Genomic DNA, 23,975 nt, shown 5'->3' with positions numbered 1-23,975 from the left:
TGCGTTCGCTGCCGGGCTCGAACAGCAACGAGCGGGGTTAACCCCGCCCGTTGCTTCACCTGCGCTCATGCGCGAAAACCACGGTCGGCCTCTGGTTGCCGCTGGATGAAAGACCGGGGTCACGTCAGCTGGGGTGAGGCAGGCGTGTTCACGCGGATGATGGAAGGGCTGGCGGCGGCAGGCGCCGAGCCGAAGACGGTTATGATCGACGCCACCTACCTGAAGGCGCACCGCACGGCATCGAGCCTGCGGGTAAAAAGGGGGGCCTTGGCCGCCTGATAGGCCGCACCAAGGGCGGCATGAACACCAAGCTCCATGCCGTAGCCGATGCGAACGGACGCCCCTTGAGCTTCTTTATGACCGCGGGCCAGGTCAGCGACTACACCGGTGCGGCAGCGTTGCTGGACGACCTGCCGAAGGCTCAGTGGCTGCTAGGTGACCGCGGCTACGACGCCGACTGGTTCAGGGATGCGCTCCAGGCCAAGGGCATCCAACCCTGCATCCCAGGGCGGCGGTCCCGCAACGAGCCGGTCAGGTACGACAAGCGCCGCTATCGGCGACGTAGCCGCATCGAGATCATGTTCGGCCGCCTCAAGGACTGGCGCCGCGTCGCAACCCGCTACGACCGCTGCCCGACCGTCTTCTTCTCCGCCATCGCCCTCGCTGCCACCGTCATCTTCTGGCTGTAATCAACGAGTCCTGACTCTAGCCGTAGTTGCTTCAGTGTCACGAAGATAGAAATGCTGAGCAAGATCGGGACGAATACGCACAAGTTGCCTGGACCCGCGATCGATGCACACCAGCGTAGACTCAACTATGGCAACGTCTTCGCCGTTTCGCTCGAAGCGAGTTTCAAAGTGGGCACGACATCCTTGATGACCAATGACGCGCACTACGGCGACGATCAGATCGTGCAGCACGGCGGGCCTGTGATAGACCACGTCATGACGGTGCGCGATCCAGGCGAGCGTCTCTACCTGTTCTGGCGGCGCGGTCTTGCGCCAATAGGCGTTGACCGCTTCTTGCATCCACATGAGATAGATGGCGTTGTTCACATGATCGAGATCGTCGATCGCTCCCGGACCGACCCTGATCGGATACCGATATTCAACGTAGCGGCCCGGACCATGGTCAGGCATCTCAGTTCCACGATCCTGCCGCGATCCATCGCAAAGCGGTGAGCGAAGGCATGAACATATATTCGCCGCCACGCAGCCGGTTGTACGTGGTGACACCGTCTATACGGCGACGAACCGGCTCGGCAGGCACGGTGAAGCGTCCGGGTTCCTCATGCAGGCCAACCACAGGATCACGCTCCTTCCCCAGGTCGATGAAATTACCGCGATTGATCCATTCCTGCTGCAGAAACTCGATCGTGTCGAACGCACGTGCCGAGATGAAGATGAAGAAGATGCCGCGATCGTCCTCGCCATCGTCGGCAGCAGTCAGGTCGGCCGACCATTTCGGACCGAAGGTGGAAGAGCGGCGGATGATCCGGTGGATGTTTTCGTCAGTCAGGATCGTCAGTCGCTCACCGCGCGGATTGAGGCGGCGCATGTGCGCGCCATGCGGACAGACAATTCCCGCCTTGTCGCCCGAGAAATCAAAGTCGTTGCGCCGGGCCGGATCGGCGCCCAGCTCTTCGTCGTCGCGGGTCGGCGACAGGATCAGCGGTGCCCCCGATCGCCAGCGGCCGAACATCTTGGCGGCCAGCAGCTCCTGCGCCGCCTCATCGTTTGCCTGGCCGCGCACGAAATCGTTGAATGCGCCCGGTCGACTGTCATACTTGCGCAGCACGACATAGGAACCGTTCCGCCCCAGCGCGTCAGGCTGCGGTATCTCCAGCGGCGCTCCCGTTTCGCTGTCCTCGCCCAGGATGAACTCGCCCGGCGCGATCGCGCGCTCCTGCCCCGGCTGTGGATCGACCCCGGCACCCGCGACGGTCGGCTGCGACACCGAGTCACGAAAGCCGAACGGGTTCTTGGCATCCGCATCGGCTCCGAAACGATGTGTTCCGATCAGCGTCACGCCGCTCGATGCATGATATTCGGACATTGCCCGGTCGGTGGCTTCGTCAAGCCGGGCCTGATCCGAAGCGAAGATGGTGAGCGCGATGTGGCAGCGATTGTCGCGATACGCCTCCTCCCATTGCTCGGGAGCATTCTCTCCCGCGTCACGCAGCTGCTCGGCGCGCGCCGCCATTCCCTGACGAAACGACAGAGGAAAGCTGGCGAGCGAGCCTTCGGGCACCCCAAGCGCCTTCAGACCCGCGTGACTGATCGCCACGCCGGTCCATGCCGTCAGCTCTTCGGTCCAGTCTGCTGCGGCAGGGATATGCGGCGCGAGCCTTCGCAGGAGATCGCGGCCACCCGCGGCGTCGTCGACGTGAAGCATTGCGTGAATGCCGACATACGGTTCAGGCCGCGCGCGCAGGATCAACGCCTGAATGTCGTCCAGCTGCAGCGTCACGCGGTCAGGGCGGAAGCGGTCCTTGAGGTGCTGGAGGATACCCATCAGTAATCCACTCCGTGCGGCACCGACACCTGCCTCGACAGCAGGGCCAGCGCGTCCCGTGTCGCGGGGTCCACAGCGGTGTTGCCGGCCATTGTATCGAGGAAGGCATCGAGCGCCGTCTCCATCCGCTGCAGCCGCCGCACGTCCACAACCGTCACCTGCGGGTTGGCGACGAACCAACCGGCCGCGTCGATCTGGTGATCGGCGATGAAATCCTTCACGTCAGGCGAGGCAATCCCCGGCCACCCTTCGACATTGGCGAACAAGAGATCCATCAGGTCAGGGATCTTGGTCGCGAAGTCGTTGATATAGGTATCCCAGTCACCGTCGTACGCCGTAGCGAACAGGATGCGCGTGTCGTCGTCGAACAGGACGAAACGCATGTCATGCAGCGTCGAAACTTTCTGGGCGCCGTCGAAATTGCCGCCGGTCAGGTTGAAGATGCGACGCAGCCGGTCGCCTCCGCCAGGCTTGAGTTTGGCGATTGCAGTCAGTTCGGACACATTGCCCGATTGCCGGCCGGCCCGGCCCGCCGACCCGGCGGTGCCCTTGAACAGAGGGTTGTGGTTGCGGATCAAGCCTTCGATCGCGATCCTGGCCAGCGTGGGGGCATCGGCGGCGATTTCTGCGGCGAGGCGACGGAACTCTTGCAGACGGGTTTCGTCATCAAGCCTGGGATCTTTACTGTCGGCCATGAACGGCTCCTTCTGGTTCGGATCAGTCCGGAATTTCATCAAGCGAGCGTGGTTCGCGCCGAGCCACGGCATTCAGCCTGTGCCGCTGGCTGGAGGACGATTCATACGCTGCCTTGCGGATTCGCATGATGCCGCCGAGCGGCCGATGCGCCGCGACCCCGTTCCACGGGTTGAAGGCGAGATGGTCGTCGCCATGCACCTGTCTGGCCGGGGCATAGGCATCCTGGGGAGGGAAGGTCAGCGTTGCGATCGCGCGATGCGGTGAAAGGGCAGGATCCCACAGGACCGCCGCGTCCTCGACCGGCATTGTATCCGGGTCGACGCATAGCTGCGCGCGTAATTCGTAGGTGGCGCCGGCGTGCCGGAAATGGTCGACTACCGCGTCACGCATGGTCGAGAAGCCCGCCTCGACCTGCCGTCCGGTCAGTTCGGCCACCCCCCCGACCGGCGCCAGCGACAGTTTCGCAACATGATCGCCGTAGCGGATTGCCGCCTGCGTATAAAATGTCTCGCCCAGCATGTTCGCATGGTCGCGCGCCAGTCCGTCAAGCGTGGCTTTAGGGCTGCCGCCTAGCGCCTCCACAGCGCCCTTCACGCCACGCGCGGCAGCGGCGATCAGCCGCTGCGCCGCCTCAGGCGCGTCCGCGTTCTTTTCAAGCAGACCCAGCATGACCTTGTATTTGGCGATCGTACCAAAGGCGAGCGTCGGAAAATTGACCATCAGGAAATCCTGATTGGCCCCCCCGAGGGTGGGTGACAGGCGCTCGCCCCCAACGCCGATGACCTTGACCGCAAAGCCGCGCGGGGCCGGCACTGCATCGCTGTAAATATCACCCGGCGCCGATGACAGTCGAGCTACGATCTCATGTTCGCCAGGGTGGGCGAAGATGCCCTGCGCCAATTCGGCAGGCAGATCCTGATGGACTGTCATCCGCCCTTTCAGGATCGCATGGCTCTTCGCATGTGCGTCTCGGTGCGCATGATGATGCCGCTCTGCGTGAGCAGCCTGTGTCGCCGCCATTCGAGCCACGATCTCACGCGTCAGCGCGGCTTCGTCGGGCTGCTCGATTTCGAGATCGTCGCGATAGGCGATGGGGCGGCGGGTGGTCACGGATGACGGCTTTCATTGAGGCGGGCCACATTAACATATCAAGCGATATATTAGTTGCAATACCTGTGTGGCTGTTGCCCTTGACGCCAACGGGCTGCATCTGGTGTCGGTGGATTATGAGACGACACCGACGACGCAGACGGTACCACGCCGCAGGAAGCGTCCCGAGATGCGCATGGAGACGCGGACACGACTGCTCGACGCCGCGATAGGGCTGATCGTTGCAGGAGGGGTCGCAGCCGCCTCGATTCGAGGCATCTGCGAACGCGCCGGCTTTTCGCAGGGCGCATTCTATTCGTATTTCGCCAGCAAGGACGATCTGCTCTTCACGCTGGTCGAAGAGCATATGGCGAACCTCGCAAGAAAGTTCGACATGTTGGTGGCAGACACCCGGTATCAAACGGCGGAAGCCATCCTGGATACGATCGGTGCCAGTCTGGATGCCTTGTCCGTCGACGCCAGCTATTCGGTTCTGGTGGTCGAACTTCACCTTCACGCACGTCGCAACGCCGCGTTCCGTGCTCGCTTCGAACCGGTCAAGATCGCGTACGAGTCCGCTTTCGCCGGTGTAATGTCCCATCTGCTACGGCGTACCGGCCTGACGCCGGTCATACCGAGCATTCAACTGGCGCGCATCCTTCTTTCGCTGTGGTCCGGTTTGACCCTTCAGGAAAGCAGCGATCCCCCTCCCTCTATACAAATGCGACATGTGTTCGCTGCGCTCGCGCAAGATTGATCGATGCCGCCCGGCAGGATAATCAACGTTGCCGATGCGGTTGGGGGCGGTACCGCGGAGATGGCTGCCTTAGGAAGTCGCGGTGGCGGCCAAAGTAAGTGCCAGTCGCAAAAGGCTCATGATGCTATCTCCTAGGCATATTTTTACGAACGCTCCCGAAGTGGACAGACCCTCAGTTCCGCGATGCCAAGCAATCACTGAGGAATCTGTCGATCACTGCGCGGTAGGCCGTGGCGGCGAACGGCGCCTCAATCGAATGGCCGATCGCTGCAGGCAGTTCCCGGATCCCGTCGCACTGAAGCATTGGTTTTATGGCGGCAAGATCGCCGCGCAGCACCGCGAAATCGCCCGAGGCATGGACGATGCGAACGTTTTCGTGTGGGCCGGGTCCGATCAGAGCAGCAATGTCTCGATCCTCGCTGCCAGCGAAATAATCGAGCAATGCCCTATCGAAAGCCTGCTGTCGTCAGTCTGAATCCGACACCCGCGAAGGTCCGGCCGCAGGTGAAGTCATTCCTCTCTCGAAGCCAGTTGCTCGCCGCGAACACACGCGAGCGAATGTCGCTCCCCCAAGACACAAATGGCGCTGGCGGCGGCATATTGGGAACGGGAGTGAACTGGGCCTCTGGATCGGGGAGGGCGATGGTTTCCCCCGCAATGATCAACCTCCGGGTGCCGACACCCGCAGTGTCATGTGCCCACGCCTGCGCCGGCTGCCCGCGATCCGCCGCGCGGCACCAGTGTTTGTTCTCCGTCCACCACGTAACTCCAGCGAAATCCTGCAACTTTACCACAGTTGGTGCGGATCCACATGCGGACGTCCCTGGACGCACCGACATAGTCATGGAGCCAACCTGCGCACCTGCCTCCCTAGCTGATTGCCGGTCGTTACACGCGGTGATCAGCAGGGGCAGCGTGAATCACAAGAAAAATCGGATGCAGCGTGGCATCAGGTGGCTGTTTCCCTTTACGCCTTCGCCACATCGAACGATCCTTATCATCGTGCCAGCGGTTTGTTGTGATTACGACAAGGTTTCATTTCACGGTCGATCAGCGAGGAAAACGACCGGGGCTATTGAAAAATGCGCCGCTGGTGGCCGGGTCCGGTTGGGGGCGGAATGACACCCCAACGCATAGCGATCCCGTCTCGCATGGGATCGTTGATCGGGAATTGCGGCGATCGTGCCGATGCCGTAGGCTGGTCGTGTTCTCGGGAGTTTTTCGAAATGATCCAGCGTCACCGCTAAAGCGGGAAGGCATACGCCCGCGGAGCGATGCGCCGCCTGGACTCTGGTTTCGAGAACATCATGCAAAGATTGAAGAACAAGACGTGCGTCGTCACCGGCGCAGCGCGTGGCATCGGTCGTGCCATCGCGAGCCGCTTCCATGACGGGGGCGTCACATAAAACGGGCACAGATATACGCTCTCATGACTGCCATCCGAGACGCTGGCCGAGTTTACTCCTTCGCTGGCCAGGAAGCCAGCGTCGCATTGACCTTGGCGGGTGTGCCGCGGGCGCCTGATCGACGACGATTGATCACGCTCTCATCCGCGGGTTGATTACCGCACTACCCGTATCCGTCGCTGGGCCTGTCCACCGTCTAAGATCGGGCGTCGGACGAACCTGCCCCAACGTACGCCGTGGATTACCCATCACAGTCGGGTGCCCGCGGCACGCCGGCCAAGGCTATGCAGGTCGTGCGCTGGCGCCTCCTCTCGTCGCGTTCGGGGAAAGGGTCAGGTGGCGACCGCCGGCGACACGCGCCTCGCGATGTCCCACGCGTAGCCGATGAGTTCGCGCGCGATCGCGGTTATTACCTTGGGCTGGGGCTTGCCCGTGGCGGCCAGGCGGCGGAAACGCTGACACAGGCGGACCTGCGCCTTCCATCCGATAGCCTGGACCTCGTCGGGCAGATCAGCGACCCGCTCGCGGTAGCGACGCTCCTCGCGTGCAGGCAACCGGTAAGCCCAGCCTGCCTCGACCAGCATGGTGCGCGCCTGCCCGTTACCAGCGCGGGTGATGCGTCCGCGCTGTTTGCGAGCGCCGCTGGAATATTCGGACGGTACCAGCCCGACATAGGCCATCAACTGCTTGGGATTGTCGAAGCGGGTAAGATCGCCGACTTCGGCGACCAACGTTGCGGCGCTGACCAACTGAATGCCACGCAGCGCCTGTAGATTGCGGACAAGCGGGGCGAACCGCCAGCCCTCCACTGCCTCGCCGAGGGCCGCCTCGAGGCGGCCGACGCGTGCTTGCGCCTCGAGCACGCGCCTCTGCATCTCCTCGAACGCCAGTTGCTGATGCGGGAAGTCGAACCGCTGCTCCGACAACCATCGCCAGTACATCTTGGTCCAGGTTCCTTTGCCGCCATAACGACGATCGTGCCGGAGCAGAAAGCTCTTCACCGTCTGCTTGGCCCCGGTGGCGTCCTCCTTCGCGCTGCGCCTTGCCCGGATCAGGTCGCGCACTGCCTCGTGCGCTTCGTCCGGCACCCAGATCGCGGTGAGTTCGCCGGCACGCAGCAGGCGCGCCAACGTCATCGCATCACGCCGGTCGGTCTTCACGTGATCGCCAGGTCGCCGCGGCATCATCGAAGGGGCGATGACGATGCAGCTCTGCCCCAGCCCGGTTAGCAACCGGTGCAGGCCGTAGCCGCACGGGCCCGCCTCGTAGCAGACTTGCAACTTCGTGCCCGCCCCGGTCAGCCGCTTGACCAGCTTTCTGACCGCATCGTCCTCGTTGGGAACCGTGCCAACATAGCGTACCTCGCCCCCGCGTTCCCCATCGGCCACCGCGACAGCGATGGTCCCCTTGTGCACGTCCAGCCCGATGTATTTCACTGCCTCCGTCATGACTCGTCTCCGTTGCTGACTAATCCATAGTCAGCATCCCAGATTCGAGCCGCCGAGGCTCCCGCAGTCATTGGGTCTAAGCCTTTTGGGGCACGGTAGCGCCGATCTTTTGGCGCAGCGGCCGTAGCGTGCCGGTCGTTAAGTCATGATCCGTCCAAAGGTAATCGCCGGTCAGATTGATGTGTTGCCAGCCCAGCGGTGACAGATGTTGGAGAAATTCGGCCGGGATTTCCTTTCCTTGCTGCTCCATATGGCGAAGCACCGCCTCGAGGTAGGTCGTGTTCCAGAGGACAATGGCTCCAGCCACCAGATTGAGCGCGGACGCTCGGTGTCCTTGAGCCTGTAGCCCATGGTCGCGTATCCGGCCGGTGCGGTGAAAGAAGATCGCGCGCTTGAGGGCGTTCTGCGCCTCGCCAATCTGGGACGGGCCGCCAGCCACAGGGCAGCGTGGGCGCCGGCCGAATGTCCCACCGTCACCACATGCTTCAGGTCCAGAGGCTGGGTTCGTGCCAGCACCCTCAAGTGATCGAGCGCCGCTCCCCAATCCTGGAAGGTCCCAGGCCACCCGCCGCGGGTGTCACCAACCTGTCGATACTCTATATTCCATGTCGCCACGCCCTTGTCCGTCAAGGCGCTCGCCAACGGCGCCGTGCCTGCCAGTGTCTCATAGCCTTTGGTCCAGCAGCCACCGTGAATGACCATGACGACGGGAAACGGGCCAGGACCTGCAGGCAAGCGCAGTTCACCGATCTGCAGAGGATCAGGACCATAGGCCTCGACGAGCGTCGGAGCGGTGACGGGAAGGGCGTGGAGTTGGGGCGGTCCGATCAGCGCATGTTGGTTATCCGACGGCGTCTGCGCCCAAGCGGTGCTCGTGACAATCAAGACTGTAGCCAGGCCTAATGAACGGTATCGCATGATCTACCTCTTTCATGCATCTTCCCGCTCCGACGTTACCAGCCAGTTCGTCAAATGTGAGAAGACAGCGATTCGTCATTAGATAACATGGTTCGCTATATTCTTTTCGGAAACACCATTCCGTCATCGAGTGGGCAAAGCGATAGATGAAATCCCGTTTCTGGCGCAAAGCATATGGCGGCTATGCGCGATCACGGTAGCCTTGATCATGGAAGTGATACGTCAGGCGACCAAAGAGATATCTAGATTTCATTGTCGTCGTGAATTGCGGTTTCAGAGGATCGTGGGTTTTATCTCACTTGGCTATCCATGCTTCGACCAGCTTGACCGCATCCTCTACTGTTTTGACCTCACCGGCGGCTTCATCCGGGATAGTGAGTCCGAATTCGTCTTCAAGCGCCATCACAACTTCCAGCACATTGAGACTATCCACGCCGATGTCATCGTAGAAAGACGAAGCAAGGGCAATCTGATCCGGATAGACGCCGAGCTGACGGCTAATGATCCTGAAAACTCGGGGAGCGATTTCTTCCATCACAAAGCCCTCGCGCGGACACTATCGGCTAGGAAACAGGGCAGATTCTCGTAAACTCAATCATCGCAGAGCAACGATATTGTCCTGCGGCCAGTAAATTCATCATGCCTTGCTGAGCATTTTCTCGGCGCTCGTTTTCACAAAATCCGAAATCTGTCCTGACATCATTTTGAGGAACAGCGGTACGCTGACGTCGCCGCGAATCTCGCGATCCTCAATGTCGAGTTGCACCGGGATATTCTGCCCCATCGCTCCGATGACCAAGTGTAGTGCGTAGTCCGATACCCACTCGGAACTGAGCGAACCGCCTCCCGGGATATGCGCTGCCAGCTTGGGCAGGCCGGCCTCGATCCTGCTCTTCGCTTCGATTTTACCAAGGCTGTGCGGGATAACGACTTCCATATCTTCTTTCCTGTTCAGGCCGCCCGATCGACGAGCAGCAAGGTCGATGTCGCGGAGGCATAGAGTTTGCCGGCCATGTCGATCAGACGCGCCTCGGTATGCGCCACCCTCTTGCCCATCGACACCACCTGGCCGATTGCACGGACCATCCCGACCCTGTCGGTCAAGGGCGCATGATAGGCGACCTTGAGTTCGAGCGTGACGCAGTTGATGGGCACTTGGGCCGCGGAGTTCGCCGCGATGCCGCAGGCCGAATCCAGCAGCGTCGCGGCATAGCCACCATGGGCGATGCCCATGAAATTGTAGGTCTGCGAGGTGGGCGTCGCGACAAAGACGACCTTCCCCTCCTCCGCCTCAAGCAGATCGATGTCGAACAGGTCCATCATGGGCGGCCGGGTGCCGGCCGCCATGAACTGTTCGATCTCTTCCAGACCGGTCATCGCTTACCTCAAAGCTTTTCGGTCAGTTCAGGAACGATCTTGAAGAGGTCGCCGACCAGGCCGATATCGGCGACCTGGAAGATGGGCGCGTCCTCATCCTTGTTGATCGCGATGATGGTCTTGCTATCCTTCATGCCAGCAAGGTGCTGAATCGCACCCGATATGCCGACGGCGACATAGACTTCCGGCGCCACGATCTTGCCGGTCTGGCCGACCTGAAAATCGTTGGGCGCATAGCCAGCATCGACCGCCGCGCGGCTTGCGCCCACACCCGCGCCCAGCTTGTCGGCCAGCGGATCGATCACGCCATGAAACTGCCCGGCCGAGCCCAGCGCTCGCCCGCCCGAGACGATGATTTTGGCCGAGGTGAGTTCCGGGCGCTCGGACTGGGCGATCTCGGCACCCACGAAGCTGGAAAGTCCCGCATCCGTGCCCGTCGCAGCCTCGATACTGGCCGAGCCACCCTCGCGGGCCGCCTTCTCGAAGGCTGTGCCACGCACCGTGATAACCTTCTTTGCATCAGACGACTGGACCGTCGCGATCGCATTTCCCGCGTAGATGGGACGCGTGAACGTGTCAGCGCTTTCCACCGACAGGATGTCGCTGACCTGCATCACATCAAGCAAGGCCGCCACGCGCGGCGCGATGTTCTTGCCATTCGAAGTGGAAGGCGCCACGAACGCGTCATAGCCGCGCATCAGGTCCGCGACGGCCGGCGCGACATTCTCGGGCAAAGCGTGTTTGAACGCCGCATCGTCGAACGTTACGACTTTGGCGACACCCGCGACCTTCGCAGCAGCCTCGGCCACGCCGCCGATGCCCGCACCGGCAACCAGCAGATGGACCTCACCAAGTTTGGCAGCGGCGGTGACGGCCGATAGCGTCGCATCCTTGACCGACGCATTGTCATGTTCAACCCAGACGAGCGTATTCATAACTTATTCTCCGAGAAATCCGCCCCCGCTTCATCTCTGTGCGCACAGGATGAAGCGGGGTGCGCCGTCACTTGCATGGGAGAGGTTCGGCAAGTTCGGCGCGTTTGAAAGTTTATCAAATCGCCATTTCCTTGAGCCTGGCGACCAATTCATCGACGTCGGCCACCTTGATGCCCGCCGAGCGCTTGGGGGGTTCGGTCACCTTGAGCGTCTTGAGGCGCGAGGCGATCTCAACACCGAGATCGGCCGGCGTCTTCGTCGCCAGCGGCTTGGATTTGGCCTTCATGATATTGGGCAGGCTCGCATAGCGCGGTTCGTTGAGACGCAGATCGGTCGTCACGATCGCCGGCAGTTTGAGGCTTACGGTCTCCAGACCGCCATCCACCTCACGGGTCACCGCGACAGTCTCGCCCGATACTTCGACCTTGCTGGCGAATGTGCCCTGCCCCCAACCGAGAAGGGCTGCCAGCATCTGGCCGGTCTGATTGGCATCATCGTCGATGGCCTGCTTGCCGAGGAACACCAGGCCCGGAGCCTCCTCGGTGGCGATGGCCTTCAGGATCTTGGCGACGGCGAGCGGCTCGACCTCATCGTCAGTCTGGACGAGGATCGCGCGGTCGGCCCCCATGGCGAGCGCGGTGCGCAGCGTTTCCTGCGCCTTGGCGACGCCGATCGACACCACCACGATTTCGGTCGCGACTCCCTTTTCCTTGAGGCGGATAGCCTCTTCGACGGCGATCTCGTCGAACGGGTTCATCGACATCTTCACGTTCGCCAAATCGACGCCCGTCCCATCTGCCTTCACGCGCGGTTTCACATTATAATCGATAACCCGCTTGACGGGCACAAGCACCTTCATGGATCAATCCTACTCTGATTGTAATGCCGCCTGATATTCGGCAATGAGTCTCTCACAGATGGATCGGGCCGGTTGGACGGCAGTGGTAGCGCCGACACCGTGGCCTGCCGACCAGATCGTCTTCCAGGCCTTGGCCTCCTCCGAAACCGAAAGCGCGCCATGTGGCTCAGGGAGAGTCGCGGCTTCCAGCGAGGGCCGGAGAAAATTGGCCCCGACGCCGGTGACCCGGTCCGTATAGACGATATCCGCTGGTCCGGCCCCGATCACCATGTCTTTCTGTGCCGGCGAGGCGAGACTCTCTTCCGACGCGATGAAGTGGGATCCGATATAGGCAAGATCGGCCCCCATCATCTGCGCGGCCGCGATCTGGTGGCCGCGCGTGATGGCGCCGGAAAGCGCCAGCGGCCCCTGGAAGAAGCGCCGTATCTCGTCAACCAGTGCGAACGGGCTCATCGTGCCGGCATGTCCCCCCGCGCCGGCAGCGACCGCGATCAGACCGTCGACGCCAGCTTCGAGCGCCTTTTCCGCATGACGCACGTTCGTCACGTCGTGAAAGACCAGCCCGCCATAGCCCTGAACCACCTGGACAAGATCCGCGACGGCGCCGAGCGAGGTGATGACCAATGGCACATGGTGCCGAACGATCAGTTCCAGATCGGCGTCGAGCCTCGGATTGCTCTTATGGACGATGAGGTTGACGCCGAAGGGCGCCGCTCCCGGCATGGGAGCCAGCCGCTCCTCGATTTCATCCAGCCATTCACCGAAACCTTGACTGGTGCGCTGGTTGAGCGCCGGGAAAGTACCAAGCAGTCCCGCCTCGCAGCAACTGACGACAAGGTCCGGTCCCGACACAAGGAACATCGGCGCAACGATGGCTGGAATGGCCAGCCGCTTTTCGAGGCTTGCCGGAAGCGTCAAAACACGTCGCCTTCCAGCGCCATCAGCGACTTCTTGCCCGCCTTGATCGCCAGGAAGCTGGCGGTCGCCTGAGGCAGGATACGCTCGAAGAAGAACGTCGCCGTCTTGATCTTGGCATCGTAGAAGCGCTTGTCCTCGCTGCCGAAGAAGAGCTGCAAGCCTGCGATCTTGGTCGCCTTGGCAAAGCAATAGCCCATGGCCACCAGGCCCATCAGACGCAGATAGTCCGCCGACGCCGCGCCCGCCTCTTCGGGATCCTTGAGCGCCCGCTGCGCGACCGTGGCCGTCGAAAGCTGCAGCGCCCCGAACGCCTTGGCGAGCGCCTCGATCATCGGCTTCATCGGTCCGTCGACGTTGTTTTCCTCGATGAAAGCCGACACCGGATGGAAGAAGCTGCGCAGATAGCGGCCCATATAGGCGCCGAGCTTGCGGCCGACGAGATCGAGCGCCTGAACGCCGTTCGTCCCCTCATAGATCATGGTGATCCGGGCATCGCGGGCATATTGCTCGACGCCGCTTTCGCGGATGTAGCCGTGGCCACCATAGCATTGGACCGCAAGGTTCGCGCTGTCGAACGCAAGGTCGGTGAAGAGCGCTTTGACGACGGGGGTCATGAGCGCAATGAAGTCACTCGCACGCTGGCGCACTTCGGGTTCGGGAGAATGTTTTTCCGCGTCCAGGGCGCGCGAGACCCAGGCCGAGAGCGCCCGGCATCCCTCATTATAAGCCCGCATCGTCATCAACATGCGGCGAACATCGGGGTGAACGATGATCGGATCGGCTGCCTGATCGGGATATTTGGGTCCCGAGAGCGCCCGACCCTGAATACGATCTTTCGCATACCAGGCCGCCGCCTGATACGCCGCCTCGCCCACACCCAGGCCCTGGATGCCGACGGAGACACGCTCCGTGTTCATCATCGTGAACATGGCGGCCATGCCCTTGCCAGGCTCACCGACGATCCAGCCGATCGAATCATCGAAGTTCATCTGGCACGTCGCCGACGCCTTGAGACCCATCTTGTGCTCGATCGCGGCGCAGGCGACGCCGTTCGATTGACCGGGAGTACCGTCCTCCCTGGGCAGATATTTGGGGACGAGAAACAAGCTGATGCCCTTCACGCCCTTGGGGGCGTCGGGCAGGCGGGCGAGCACGAGATGGATGATATTCTCGGTCAGGTCATGCTCACCGGCGGAGATGAAGATCTTGGAGCCGGTGACCTTGTAGCTGCCATCGCCCTGCGGGACCGCGCGGCTGCGCAGGAGCCCGAGATCGGTACCGCAATGAGGCTCGGTCAGGCACATCGTGCCGGACCACTGGCCGCTCACCATCTTGGGCAGGTAGGCCTGCTTGAGCGCGTCACTGCCATGGCCCTCGATCGCAGTGGTGGCACCATGGGTGAGGCCCGGGTAGAGGCCGAAGGAGAGGTTGGACGAGCAGATCATCTCCTCGACCAGCTTGTTGACCGCTTCCGGCAGCCCCTGCCCACCCCATTCCGGATCGGATGCGAGCGCGGTCCAGCCACCTTCGGCGAACTGCTTATAGGCTTCGGGGAACCCCGCCGGCGTCCGCACGACGCCGTTTTCCAGATGACACCCCTCCTCGTCGCCCGACCGGTTGATCGGCAACAGGACGTCGCGACAGAAGCGCGCCGCCTCCTCGAGGATCGCATCGGTGAGATCCGGTGTGAACTCCGACAGCGCGGGAATATCCCCGAAGCCGTCATCGGCATGGAGTTCGTTGAGCACGAAGCGCATGTCGCGCAACGGGGCGTCATAGACTTGCATATTTATAGCTCCTGACCGGTCGGCCATCCGGCCGCCGGCCGCCAATCAGTTACGCAGCGGCTTGCCGGTGACGAGCATCTGCTCGACGCGCGCCTGGGTCCGCGGGTCGCGCACCAGTTGCATGAAGGCCTTGCGCTCGAGCGCCAGCAGATCCTCTTCGGTCACGATGTCGATGAGATCCTTCTCGCCGCCCGTCAGGACGTCGGCGAGCGCGCCGGATACGACACCATCGTAAGATGTGGCGAGGCCACGGGCCTGGAAGCCTTCGACAGCCATCGAAAGAGCGGACTTGCCTCCCGCGCCAGGCAAGCGGAATTCCGGAGCCACAGGCGGTTTGTAACCGTCGGCCAGTTCCAGTGCCTTCGCCTTGGCGTCCGCCAGCAGACGGTCCCGGTTCATCGTAATGCCGTCCGAGGGACGCAGGAAGCCATGCTCCTTCGCCTCGGCGGCCGACTTTGCCACAGTGGCTGTCGATACCGTCTCGAAGACCTTGGCTACGGCCGGCATCGGCCCCTTGGGCATGCCGGGACTGGAGCGCCAGCGATCGATCATTTCACCGCATCCGCCCCAGCCAGGGATCAAACCCACGCCGCACTCGACCAGACCCACATAGCTTTCGGCATGGGCCTGCACGGCATCACTGTTAAGCAGGATCTCGCAACCGCCGCCCAATGCCATGCCGGCCGGAGCGCTCACGACCGGGAACAGCGCATATTTGAGCGCCTTGTAGGCCTGCTGCCCGCCCGCGACGAGCTTTTCGATCTCGCCCCATGCCGCGATGTTCAGTGCGAACAGAGCAAGACCGAGATTGGCGCCGGCGGAGAAATTGCTGCCCTCATTATAGACGACGAGCGCCTTGAACTTGTCCTGCACGACCGGGATCGCCTGACCGATCAGCTTCATCACATCGCCGTCGAGCGCGTTCATCTTGCCGGTGAACTCAAGGCAGGCAACGCCGTCGCCGACATCCCAGAGTGCCGCCGAACCATTTTTGAGGATCGGCTGGCTATGGAGCTTGATGTCTTCCAGCAGCAGCACGCCCTCGGGCCGCACGACATCATGATAGTCGCCGGCGGCATCGAGATATTGCCGACGGCCGTCCTGCACCCGGTAGAAAGGCCGATCTCCGGCTACCTTGAGGATCGCAGGAACATCCCGCCCCTCGGCGGCCAGCCGTTCGGCGAGCTTGCCCGGCCCGAGGCGATCGATCAGTTCGAACGGCCCGAACTTCCAGTTGTAGCCGAGCTTCATCGCGTCATCGATGCCGACGATGTTGTCCGCAGCTTCACCGACCAGACTCGCGGCATAGGAAAGAACCTTGCCGAGAATTTCCCAGGCATAGGCGCCGACCTTGCCGGGCGCAGCAACCAATGCTGCCAGGTCCTTCTCGGCCCGGCCCGGCAAGGAAGCCGGCTTCACCGATACGCGATATTCGCCGGTCGCGAGATCGAGCGCTTTCTTGGTCTTCGTCGCCTTGTCGAACGCGTAGAAACCGCCCTTGCCCTTCCGCCCGGTAAAGCCTTCCGCGATCATCCTGTCGACGAGCGGCATCGGCCTCACCGTGTCGAAATAGGCGTCACCTGCCGGCAGCGTCGAGGACAGGCTCTTCGTGAGCAGCGGCATGAGGTCGACGCCAACGAGATCGACAAGGCCGAAAATGCCGGTCTTGGGCACGCCCATCGGCTTTCCGCCGATCTGGTCGGCTTCCTCCACCGTCAGCCCCTGGTCCATCGCGGCATTGATCGCGACGGCCAGCCAGTAGGTACCGATGCGATTGGCGATGAAGCCCGGCGTGTCCCGCGCCGGCACGATGCGCTTGCCGAGCTTTCGATCGACGAAATCCGAGACGCGCCTCGCCACAGCCGTATCAGTGTCGGGGCCGGTCACGATTTCGATGAGCCGCATGTAGCGCGGCGGATTGAAGAAATGGGTGATCAGGAAGTCCTGTTTGAACTGATCGTCCCGCCCCTCGACCAGATGGCCAAGCGGAATCGTCGAGGTATTGGACGATACCGCCGTGCCCGGACGCTTGAGCTGCTCGAGCTTGGCGTAGAGCGCCTGCTTGATGTCGAGCCGTTCGACGATCGCCTCGACGATCCAGTCGCATTCGGCCACCCGCTCGAGATGGTCGTCGATATTGCCCGTTTCAACGAGCTTCGCCGCAGCCTTCGACATGAAGGGCGCCGGATCGGTCTTCAGCATCTTCGCGACCGCACCCTTCGCCACGGCGTCACGATCGCCGCCCTCCTTGGGCACGATATCGAGCAGCAGCACCGGCACGCCAGCATTGGCGACCTGCGCTGCGATGCCGGCGCCCATGACGCCTGCGCCGATCACGCAGACCTTTTTGATGGTTTCCGGCGGGGCGCCGACTGGCTTGATGGCCTGCTCGCTCATTCCGCCGCCTCCAGCACGGTGGCGATGCCCTGACCGCCGCCGATGCACTGGGTGGCAAGCGCATAGCTGCCGCCTTCGCGCTTTAGCAGAGCCGCGGCCTTGCCCACGATCCGCGCACCGGTCGCCCCCAGAGGGTGGCCTATCGCGATGGCGCCGCCGTCCAGATTGACCTTCGACTGGTCAAGCCCCAGGTCGCTGATGCAGGCCAGTGACTGGCTCGCAAAGGCTTCGTTGAGCTCGACAACGTCAAGCTGGTCCACACTGAGCCCCGCCCGCTGCAGCGCCTTGCGCGAGGCCTCGACCGGTCCGATGCCCATGATCTCCGGCTGGCAGCCAGAGACAGCAACCGACTTGATGCGGGCAAGGATCGGCAGTCCATGCGCGCGCGCATAATCCTCGCTCGTGACCAGGATTGCGCTTGCGCCATCGGTCAGCGGCGAGGACGTTCCCGCCGTTACCGTGCCGTCCTGGCTGAAGGCCGGCTTCAGCCCGGCGAGGGTTTCCGTCGTCGTGCCGGCACGCGGCGTGCCATCCTTGTCGACCACGCCCGCCTTGGTCGTGATCGGCACGATCTCGGCCTCGAGCTTGCCGGCCGCGATAGCCGCGGCCGCCTTGTCCTGACTGGCCACCGCAAAGGCTTCCTGCTGGGCACGGGTGATCTGATATTTGGTCGCGACATTCTCCGCCGTGTCGCCCATGCCCATATAGGCGGCGCTCTTCTTCGCGAGCTCGGGGTTCGGCAGCGGATTGAACCCCATCATCGGCACGCGGCTCATCGACTCCACGCCCGCGCAGATGAAGGCCTCGCCGGCGCCAAGCTGAATCTGGCCCGCAGCGATGTGGACCGAGCTCATCGACGATCCGCAGAAGCGATTAACGGTCATGCCGCCGACAGAGAGCGGCAGGTCGGCGAGAAGACCGATAAGGCGCGCGATGTTGAAGCCCTGCTCGCCTTCAGGAAAAGCGCAGCCCAGCACGATATCCTCGATATCTTCGGCCTTCACGCCGGTCTGCTGAATCAGTCCGCGAATGACCTGAGCGGCCAGATCGTCAGGGCGGACGCGCGCCAGCGCGCCCTTGCCTGCCAGGTGAAAGGGGGACCGGGCATAGCCCGCAACAACCACATTACGCATCGATGATAGCCTCTCCAGGGAATCGGACATCTGATTACCTAATGGTGCGTGAAATGACGTTTACGTCAACTAAAATCTTTGGCACTCTTCTCACGCCGTCGAGGGAATCGTCATGCACCGGTTCCCGGGAGGCTTGATATCGGAGGTCTTGGCCGAGGAACGTACGGATGCTCGCCAGTGAAAAACCGCGCACTCTCATCCCGGCGATGATGCTCGCGCCCGTCTTATCGACGGCTGCGCCTCTCCCCAAGCGCCACTGCACCTGTTTTCGAAGGCGCACACATGCGATTTTCTGAGCATCCCCTCCGGCGTCAGATCGTCGGCGAAATGCATCTGCGCCGTTTTCCTGCACTCGAATTGCCCGCCATGGCATTTCAGACGGTTCGCCTGGTCGATGAGAATGACCGGGAGAAGGAATGGCTGATCCTGGAGCAGCGATGTGCCTCTGGACTCGATCGCAACCTGCGCCACCTGGAAACGGAGTGGTCCGCCAACGGGCGGCTGGCCTGGGAAAGGGACAGTGAAGCGGTCACCACGACGCTAACGTCAACCTCGGTCAGCGCGGACGCGCAGTTCTGGTCTGCTCCCGACGTCGGCCCCTTCAGTGATACCTTGCAGTGGATGGAAACGCTGCCGGGCCTGGTCATCCGCGCAACCCACATCGTCGTTGTGGCGAACGATCGCTACGCCGAGCCGGTTGTCGATCGGGCCGACTTCCATCCGGGCCATCTCGTCTCCTGCATCATCGGGGATAGCGTCCGGATTTGGAGCGACTTTCGCATTCACGCCGGCGGCTACGGGCGCCTGGTCGTTGCCGCGAACGGGGCGGCTGACGGCGAAGTGTCGCGTTCCATCCAGCGCATTCAGGAACTGGGCAATTATCGCAATCTTTCCTTGCTTGAAGGCACGCACAGATCAATAGCTTGACGGCGTCACACACGAACACGCCCGAACCCTGACGACGGGGCCAGCAGCGCCTGACCCCTCCAATTCGCACACAACCTAATAGGCATTTTGATGACGCATTGAGCTATTGACTTACCTATACGTCATCGAGATGGTTATGGGACGCTGATTTGCCGCATATTGGCTCCAGACGTGAAACAGACGGTCGCCTGAAGGCGCGCGGAGAGGAACAATGTCGATCATTCTGACACTACTGGCTTCGAGCACTGCATTGCCCGCCGACACCGTTGTCGGTCGCTGGCAAACCGAGAGCCGTCATGGCGTCGTGGAAATCACCCGCTGCGGGCAATCGATCTGCGGTGCCTTGATCAGTTCCGACGGGATCAAAGCCAACCCCGAACTACGTGACGAAAAGAACAAGACCGCTGCGTTGCGCGGTCGTAAGCTTCGTGGATTGCAGATTCTGCAGGGTTTTACGTGGAAGTCGGGCAGTTGGTCGGGTGGTTCCATCTACAACGCTGAGGATGGCGGTACATACAGCGCGACGGTCACGTTAGCCGATCGGGATCATTTGCGCCTCAAGGGCTGCATCGTCTGGCCCCTGTGCAAGACGCAGACATGGACGCGCCTCCGATAAGCACGAGGAATTTGACAATCACGAAAGGGGAGATGGGCGTGGCAGGCAAAAATTGGAAAGTTGGGATCGCAACATCGGCCGTGGCGGCTGGATTGCTCGCGCCGCAAGCCGCGAGCGCGCAGGCCTTTTACCTTCAGGAACAATCGTCCAGAGGTGCCGGACGAGCCTTTTCGGGCGAGGTCGCCGACCAGGGCGTACAGTCCCTCTGGTGGAATCCGGCTGCGATCGCAGGCATGGAAGGAGTCGATGCCCACCAGGCCGTAAGCGTAATCCTTCCCAAAGGGTCGGTTGACAATGTCAACACGCTCATTGTCCGTCCCGGGCAGTCGGCTGCGGCTGTAGGCGGGAGCCAACGCTCTCGTGATCCGATCAATAATGGCGTACTACCCTCCGGCGCGATAGCCGTCGGCCTGACACCACGGCTCGCTTTGGGGCTGACCGTCGCCTCCCCTTATAGCTTCACAACCAATTATGATGCCGACAGCTGGGCACGGTATAGCGCCGACAAGACCAAGCTGCGAACATACGACATCCAGCCATCGATCGCCTACCTCGTTACGCCAAATCTCAGCATCGGCGCCGCGCTTAATATCGAATATGCCGACGCATCATTGTCCAACTATCTGCCGAACCTATCGCCTCTTCTCGCCGACGGCCACCAGGAGCTGAAAGGCAATGGTTGGGATCTTGGCTGGTCGGCCGGGCTGCAATATCGCGCCGGCCCCATGCAACTGGGCGCCAGCTACAAGTCGAGCGTGAAGCATAATCTCGACGGTTCGGTGACGACGACCGGTCTTCTTGGTCCGCTCGCCGGGCAAAACAGCGTAGTGAATGCAAACGCCACGTTCGAGACCCCCTGGCAGGCGATCTTCGGAGCGCGCGTGGCGGTGTCGCCCAAGGTCACCCTCAACGGTCAGGTGACCCGCATGGGTTGGTCGAAATTCGACGCTATCCGGCTCGGCGCGCCGCTCAACGTTTCAATCCCGGAAAATTACCGGGACACTTGGAGCTTCGCAGGCGGCATCGATTACGCGGTCACACCAGCCTGGACCGTTCGTGCCGGCGTTCAACACGCCCAGACCCCGACGCGCAACGGCAATCGGGACGCTCGAGTGCCTGACAGCAACCGTTGGAATTTCGCTGCCGGCACAAGCTATGCCGTGTCTTCCCGGTTCACGCTCGATGCGGGCGCAGCGTATATTACGTTCAAGGATACGACTATTGATCGCACGACAGCGGCCTATGCCGGCACGGCCGTGCAGACGCCGATCCTGATGGACGGCAAGCTCGAGGACGCGCACGCTGTCGTGCTGTCGCTCGGCGGACGTTTCCACTTCTGATGCTGGAGATCGCCATGCCCCAGCCCGCCATCAGCGCCTTCCCGTCGATACCGGAACCGGCAATTCCGCCACGGCTCCTGACCGACCTCCTCGACAATGCGTTGAACCTTTATCCCGAACGCGTCGCCATCGACTTTCTCGGGCGAACCTGGACTTATGCGCAGGTGGGGCAACTCGTTCGCCGTGCAGCACGTGGATTGCAGGATCAGGGGCTGCGCAAGGGCGATCGGTTCGGCCTGTGCCTGCCGAACTGCCCCTATTTCGCGATATTGTACTTCGCGGCGCTGCGCGTGGGTGCGATCGTGGTCAACTTCAACCCGCTCTACACGGAGCGCGAACTGGAGCATCAGATCCGGGACTCGGGAACGCGCATGATGGCGGTACTGGACGTCCGGATAATCCACGAGAAAGTGCAAGCCGTCGCGCCACGTGCCGGGCTGGACAAGATCGTGTTGTGCGGCATGAGGGATATGCTGCCCTGGCTGCAAGGCCTGGGCTTTGCGCTATTCAAGCGAAAAGACCACGCGCGGATACTCGACGAAGGCCTTCATGTCCGGCTCAAGGCGCTTCTCGCCCATGATGCCGAACCTGACGCGGTAGAACGTCACCCTGATGATGTCGCGGTCCTTCAATATACCGGAGGCACAACCGGCGTGCCCAAGGGCGCAATGCTGACCCACGCCAACCTCACGGCGAACAGCGCCCAGATGGTGGTGCATGTGGGAGGACTTCGCCCGCAGCAGGAGAGAACTCTCGGCGTCCTGCCCATGTTTCACGTCTTCGCACTCACGACGGTGCTCAACTTCTCAGTCGAAATCGGCGCCGAAATCGTCCTGCTGCCACGGTTTGAGATGAAGCAGGTTCTCAACACGATGAAGCGCAAGCCGCCGACACAGTTCTTCGGCGTGCCTACGATCTATGTTGCCCTGAACGCGCTTCCGGACGACGAGATACCCGATCTCTCGGCCGTGCGCGCCTGTATATCCGGCGGCGCACCGCTCCCGCTCGAGGTACGCGAGGAGTTCGAGGCACGCACGCGTGCCAGGGTCGTGGAAGGATATGGGCTCTCCGAAACCGCCCCGATCATCGCCTGCAACCCGTTGTTTGGGACGGTGAAGGACAATAGCTGCGGCCCAAGTTTCCCCGGCACCATCATCGAGATCCGAGATCCGGAGAATCCCTCGCGGGTTCTTCCCCAGGGAGAACGCGGAGAAGTGTGCGCCCGCGGCCCTCAGGTGATGAAGGGCTATTGGCAGCGCCCTGCAGAAACCAGTGCTGTCTTCGTCGATGGCGCGCTACGAACCGGCGATATCGGCTATTTTGATGAGGATGGCTATCTCTTCCTCGTCGACCGCATCAAGGACATCATCTTCTGTGGCGGATATAATGTATATCCCCGGATCATCGAGGATGCGGCCTACCAGCACCCGGCGGTAAAGGAGGCGATCGCAATCGCGATTCCTGACGCCTACAGAGGTCAATCTCCCAAGTTGTTCATCGCGCTGCACGAGGGATCGAACCTGACCGTCGATGAACTCAAGGTCTTTTTGCAGGATCGCCTCAGCAAGATCGAGATGCCCAAGGCCTTCGCATTCCGGGACAGCCTGCCCAAGACGTTGATCGGCAAACTTTCGAAGAAGGATTTGATCGAGGAGGAGAACAAAAAGCTCGCCTGAGCCTCTATCCCCTGTCAAGCTACGAGGCTTATGCGCTTGAGTGGTAGGGTAGCCGTGATTGGAGGACAGGGAGTGGATGGCATGGGGAACTCGCTCCACCTCGCCGAGGACGATGAAACGCTTAAGGACGCGGATCGCGACAACCCCACGCACAAGGGGAGAACCCGCGCAAAGGATGCGGATTTACAAGTGTACGGCATCCAGGATGTCGCTCAGGAACTCGGACTGACACTTCGCACGCTACGCTTCTACGAAAAGGAGGGGCTTATCGCCCCTCAACGGGTAGGCAGTACCCGGGCATATTCCAGGCGTGAGATCGGACGCATACAGCTGATTTTGCGCGGCAAACGCCTTGGCTTCTCCATCAAGGAAATCAAGGAGTTTCTCGATCTCTACGATGCCGATCCCGAGCATAAGGAGCAAATGGAGCGATTGATTGCCCGCATCCGGGAAAGGTTGGTCGACTTGAAGACGCAGCGCTCTGCGCTCGACCTGACAATCGACGAGCTTACAACCATCGAAGTGGAAGCGATGGCAAAGTTGCAGCGATAATTTGGTCATCCCATTCTCTAACCGAGCGGTAACGCTTGATCGCGGCGCCCCCGTGAGCTGCCCCCTTCTGAGTGGTCCATCGACTATGACAGTCTGGACCAAGGAAGGGACAACGAATGCCTTCGAAGAAGCACAAGCCCGAGGAGATCATCGGCAAGCTGCGTGAGGTTGAGATCGTGCTGGGCCAAGGCGGCACGACCGCCGAGGCGTGCCGGCGGATCGCGGTCAGCGAGCAGACCTATTATCGCTGGCGCAAGGAATATGGTGGCCTGAAGACGGACCAGGCGCGTCGGATGAAGGATCTGGAAAAGGAGAACGCCCGGCTGCGGCGTGCGATTTCGGATCTGACGCTGGACAAGCTCATCCTGCAGGAGGCGGCAAAGGGAAACTTCTGAGCCCCGCACGGCGCCGGCGCTGCATCAACCAGGTCCGGGGGGTGCTGGACGTGTCCGAGCGGCGCGTATGCCGCGTGCTTGGCCAGCACCGGTCAACGCAGCGCAAAGTGAGCTGCCCCCTTCTGAGTGGTCCATCGACTATGACAGTCTGGATCAAGGAAGGGACGACGCATGCCTGCCAAGAAGCACAAGCCTGAGGAGATCATCGGGAAGCTGCGTGAGGTCGAGATCATGC

21 protein-coding genes and 4 pseudogenes are annotated in these 23,975 nt (G+C 61.8%); 8 read left to right on the top strand and 17 right to left on the bottom strand.

The window, feature by feature from the left end; genetic code table 11:
* Positions 1 to 129 precede the first annotated feature (129 nt).
* A pseudogene (locus tag CA237_RS17530) lies at positions 130 to 689 on the top strand (IS5 family transposase); the annotation flags it as partial.
* Here the strand turns inward: CA237_RS17530 and CA237_RS17525 are convergent.
* Genes CA237_RS17525 through CA237_RS17510 form a run of 4 tightly spaced genes read right to left on the bottom strand, consistent with a single transcriptional unit; the run spans position 690 to position 4,320 of the window.
* Positions 690 to 1,139, bottom strand: a complete 450-nt coding sequence (locus tag CA237_RS17525) for a thioesterase family protein (protein ID WP_084401782.1) — start codon at positions 1,137 to 1,139, stop codon at positions 690 to 692.
* Between the two features lies 1 nt (position 1,140).
* The gene (locus CA237_RS17520) at positions 1,141 to 2,514 is read right to left on the bottom strand and encodes a peroxidase (protein ID WP_066693436.1); all 1,374 of its coding nucleotides are present in this window, start codon (positions 2,512 to 2,514) and stop codon (positions 1,141 to 1,143) included.
* Positions 2,514 to 3,209, bottom strand: coding sequence for a hypothetical protein (locus tag CA237_RS17515; protein WP_066693438.1), 696 nt, complete (start codon positions 3,207 to 3,209; stop codon positions 2,514 to 2,516). The genes CA237_RS17520 and CA237_RS17515 overlap by 1 nt, the downstream gene beginning before the upstream one ends.
* A gap of 22 nt (positions 3,210 to 3,231) precedes the next feature.
* Entirely contained in the window at positions 3,232 to 4,320 is a 1,089-nt protein-coding gene (locus CA237_RS17510) for a catalase family protein (RefSeq protein ID WP_232308046.1), read from the bottom strand.
* A gap of 67 nt (positions 4,321 to 4,387) precedes the next feature.
* Between CA237_RS17510 and CA237_RS17505 the strand changes: the two genes are divergently transcribed.
* On the top strand, positions 4,388 to 5,056 hold the full coding sequence (locus CA237_RS17505; protein WP_066693440.1) for a TetR/AcrR family transcriptional regulator: 669 nt from the start codon (positions 4,388 to 4,390) through the stop codon (positions 5,054 to 5,056).
* 172 nt (positions 5,057 to 5,228) lie between these two features.
* Here CA237_RS17505 and CA237_RS17500 read toward each other — a convergent pair whose 3' ends face one another.
* From CA237_RS17500 to CA237_RS17440, 13 genes and pseudogenes are all read right to left on the bottom strand, one after another.
* Positions 5,229 to 5,498 carry a hypothetical protein gene (locus tag CA237_RS17500; RefSeq protein ID WP_116462793.1) on the bottom strand — a complete coding sequence of 90 codons (270 nt, stop codon included), beginning with the start codon at positions 5,496 to 5,498 and terminating at the stop codon, positions 5,229 to 5,231.
* 1,296 nt (positions 5,499 to 6,794) lie between these two features.
* Positions 6,795 to 7,910, bottom strand: coding sequence for an IS110 family transposase (locus CA237_RS17490; RefSeq protein WP_084281543.1), 1,116 nt, complete (start codon positions 7,908 to 7,910; stop codon positions 6,795 to 6,797).
* A 76-nt stretch (positions 7,911 to 7,986) separates the two neighbouring features.
* Positions 7,987 to 8,325 (bottom strand): annotated as a pseudogene (locus CA237_RS19780) (Tn3 family transposase); the annotation flags it as partial.
* Positions 8,211 to 8,612, bottom strand: a pseudogene (locus CA237_RS20090) (alpha/beta fold hydrolase); the annotation flags it as partial. The pseudogenes CA237_RS20090 and CA237_RS19780, both read right to left, overlap by 115 nt.
* A 511-nt stretch (positions 8,613 to 9,123) precedes the next feature.
* A complete protein-coding gene (gene acpP / locus CA237_RS17480; protein ID WP_126014999.1) occupies positions 9,124 to 9,363 on the bottom strand; it encodes an acyl carrier protein in 240 nt (79 codons plus the stop codon).
* A 102-nt stretch (positions 9,364 to 9,465) separates the two neighbouring features.
* Positions 9,466 to 9,765 (bottom strand): polyhydroxyalkanoic acid system family protein, encoded by a 300-nt coding sequence (locus CA237_RS17475; RefSeq protein ID WP_126014997.1) that lies wholly within the window; start codon positions 9,763 to 9,765, stop codon positions 9,466 to 9,468.
* A 14-nt stretch (positions 9,766 to 9,779) separates the two neighbouring features.
* Entirely contained in the window at positions 9,780 to 10,205 is a 426-nt protein-coding gene (locus CA237_RS17470; RefSeq protein ID WP_004206979.1) for a PaaI family thioesterase, read from the bottom strand.
* An 8-nt stretch (positions 10,206 to 10,213) separates the two neighbouring features.
* Positions 10,214 to 11,140 carry an electron transfer flavoprotein subunit alpha/FixB family protein gene (locus CA237_RS17465; protein ID WP_004206978.1) on the bottom strand — a complete coding sequence of 309 codons (927 nt, stop codon included), beginning with the start codon at positions 11,138 to 11,140 and terminating at the stop codon, positions 10,214 to 10,216.
* Between the two features lie 115 nt (positions 11,141 to 11,255).
* Positions 11,256 to 11,999, bottom strand: coding sequence for an electron transfer flavoprotein subunit beta/FixA family protein (locus CA237_RS17460; RefSeq protein WP_126014995.1), 744 nt, complete (start codon positions 11,997 to 11,999; stop codon positions 11,256 to 11,258).
* A 9-nt stretch (positions 12,000 to 12,008) separates the two neighbouring features.
* Complete coding sequence (locus CA237_RS17455; protein WP_164523917.1) at positions 12,009 to 12,917, bottom strand: nitronate monooxygenase; 909 nt, start codon at positions 12,915 to 12,917, stop codon at positions 12,009 to 12,011.
* Entirely contained in the window at positions 12,914 to 14,704 is a 1,791-nt protein-coding gene (locus CA237_RS17450) for an acyl-CoA dehydrogenase C-terminal domain-containing protein (RefSeq protein ID WP_126015009.1), read from the bottom strand. Before CA237_RS17450 ends, CA237_RS17455 begins: the two co-directional genes overlap by 4 nt.
* A gap of 45 nt (positions 14,705 to 14,749) precedes the next feature.
* Entirely contained in the window at positions 14,750 to 17,101 is a 2,352-nt protein-coding gene (locus CA237_RS17445) for a 3-hydroxyacyl-CoA dehydrogenase/enoyl-CoA hydratase family protein (RefSeq protein ID WP_004206971.1), read from the bottom strand.
* Positions 17,098 to 18,234, bottom strand: coding sequence for a thiolase family protein (locus CA237_RS17440; RefSeq protein WP_004206969.1), 1,137 nt, complete (start codon positions 18,232 to 18,234; stop codon positions 17,098 to 17,100). Before CA237_RS17440 ends, CA237_RS17445 begins: the two co-directional genes overlap by 4 nt.
* A 282-nt stretch (positions 18,235 to 18,516) precedes the next feature.
* Here CA237_RS17440 and CA237_RS17435 point away from each other — a divergent pair, with 282 nt between their 5' ends.
* The 6 genes and pseudogenes from CA237_RS17435 to CA237_RS17410 all read left to right on the top strand — a co-directional run.
* The gene (locus CA237_RS17435) at positions 18,517 to 19,161 is read left to right on the top strand and encodes a DUF3422 family protein (RefSeq protein WP_126014993.1); all 645 of its coding nucleotides are present in this window, start codon (positions 18,517 to 18,519) and stop codon (positions 19,159 to 19,161) included.
* 211 nt (positions 19,162 to 19,372) lie between these two features.
* Positions 19,373 to 19,777, top strand: coding sequence for a DUF2147 domain-containing protein (locus CA237_RS17430; protein WP_036526775.1), 405 nt, complete (start codon positions 19,373 to 19,375; stop codon positions 19,775 to 19,777).
* A gap of 32 nt (positions 19,778 to 19,809) precedes the next feature.
* A complete protein-coding gene (locus CA237_RS17425) occupies positions 19,810 to 21,117 on the top strand; it encodes a porin (RefSeq protein ID WP_126015007.1) in 1,308 nt (435 codons plus the stop codon).
* A 14-nt stretch (positions 21,118 to 21,131) separates the two neighbouring features.
* Entirely contained in the window at positions 21,132 to 22,793 is a 1,662-nt protein-coding gene (locus CA237_RS17420) for a long-chain fatty acid--CoA ligase (RefSeq protein ID WP_126015005.1), read from the top strand.
* 81 nt (positions 22,794 to 22,874) lie between these two features.
* The gene (locus tag CA237_RS17415) at positions 22,875 to 23,345 is read left to right on the top strand and encodes a MerR family DNA-binding transcriptional regulator (RefSeq protein WP_017503287.1); all 471 of its coding nucleotides are present in this window, start codon (positions 22,875 to 22,877) and stop codon (positions 23,343 to 23,345) included.
* A 116-nt stretch (positions 23,346 to 23,461) separates the two neighbouring features.
* A pseudogene (locus CA237_RS17410) lies at positions 23,462 to 23,850 on the top strand (transposase); the annotation flags it as partial.
* Positions 23,851 to 23,975 lie beyond the last annotated feature (125 nt).

The organism is Sphingomonas sp. ABOLH (assembly GCF_003951715.1).
Taxonomy (GTDB): Bacteria; Pseudomonadota; Alphaproteobacteria; order Sphingomonadales; family Sphingomonadaceae; genus Sphingomonas; species Sphingomonas hankookensis_A.
This window is presented reverse-complemented; position numbering and strand designations above follow the sequence as displayed.

Excerpts from the sequence above, each read along its gene's own strand:
- CA237_RS17525 (WP_084401782.1), bottom strand. The coding sequence starts at position 1,139 with ATGCCTGACCATGGTCCGGGCCGCTACGTTGAATATCGGTATCCGATC.
- CA237_RS17520 (WP_066693436.1), bottom strand. The coding sequence starts at position 2,514 with ATGGGTATCCTCCAGCACCTCAAGGACCGCTTCCGCCCTGACCGCGTG.
- CA237_RS17515 (WP_066693438.1), bottom strand. The coding sequence starts at position 3,209 with ATGGCCGACAGTAAAGATCCCAGGCTTGATGACGAAACCCGTCTGCAA.
- CA237_RS17490 (WP_084281543.1), bottom strand. The coding sequence starts at position 7,910 with ATGACGGAGGCAGTGAAATACATCGGGCTGGACGTGCACAAGGGGACC.
- acpP (WP_126014999.1), bottom strand. The coding sequence starts at position 9,363 with ATGGAAGAAATCGCTCCCCGAGTTTTCAGGATCATTAGCCGTCAGCTC.
- CA237_RS17475 (WP_126014997.1), bottom strand. The coding sequence starts at position 9,765 with ATGGAAGTCGTTATCCCGCACAGCCTTGGTAAAATCGAAGCGAAGAGC.
- CA237_RS17470 (WP_004206979.1), bottom strand. The coding sequence starts at position 10,205 with ATGACCGGTCTGGAAGAGATCGAACAGTTCATGGCGGCCGGCACCCGG.
- CA237_RS17465 (WP_004206978.1), bottom strand. The coding sequence starts at position 11,140 with ATGAATACGCTCGTCTGGGTTGAACATGACAATGCGTCGGTCAAGGAT.
- CA237_RS17460 (WP_126014995.1), bottom strand. The coding sequence starts at position 11,999 with ATGAAGGTGCTTGTGCCCGTCAAGCGGGTTATCGATTATAATGTGAAA.
- CA237_RS17450 (WP_126015009.1), bottom strand. The coding sequence starts at position 14,704 with ATGCAAGTCTATGACGCCCCGTTGCGCGACATGCGCTTCGTGCTCAAC.
- CA237_RS17445 (WP_004206971.1), bottom strand. The coding sequence starts at position 17,101 with ATGAGCGAGCAGGCCATCAAGCCAGTCGGCGCCCCGCCGGAAACCATC.
- CA237_RS17440 (WP_004206969.1), bottom strand. The coding sequence starts at position 18,234 with ATGCGTAATGTGGTTGTTGCGGGCTATGCCCGGTCCCCCTTTCACCTG.
- CA237_RS17435 (WP_126014993.1), top strand. The coding sequence starts at position 18,517 with ATGCGATTTTCTGAGCATCCCCTCCGGCGTCAGATCGTCGGCGAAATG.
- CA237_RS17430 (WP_036526775.1), top strand. The coding sequence starts at position 19,373 with ATGTCGATCATTCTGACACTACTGGCTTCGAGCACTGCATTGCCCGCC.
- CA237_RS17425 (WP_126015007.1), top strand. The coding sequence starts at position 19,810 with ATGGGCGTGGCAGGCAAAAATTGGAAAGTTGGGATCGCAACATCGGCC.
- CA237_RS17420 (WP_126015005.1), top strand. The coding sequence starts at position 21,132 with ATGCCCCAGCCCGCCATCAGCGCCTTCCCGTCGATACCGGAACCGGCA.
- CA237_RS17415 (WP_017503287.1), top strand. The coding sequence starts at position 22,875 with ATGGGGAACTCGCTCCACCTCGCCGAGGACGATGAAACGCTTAAGGAC.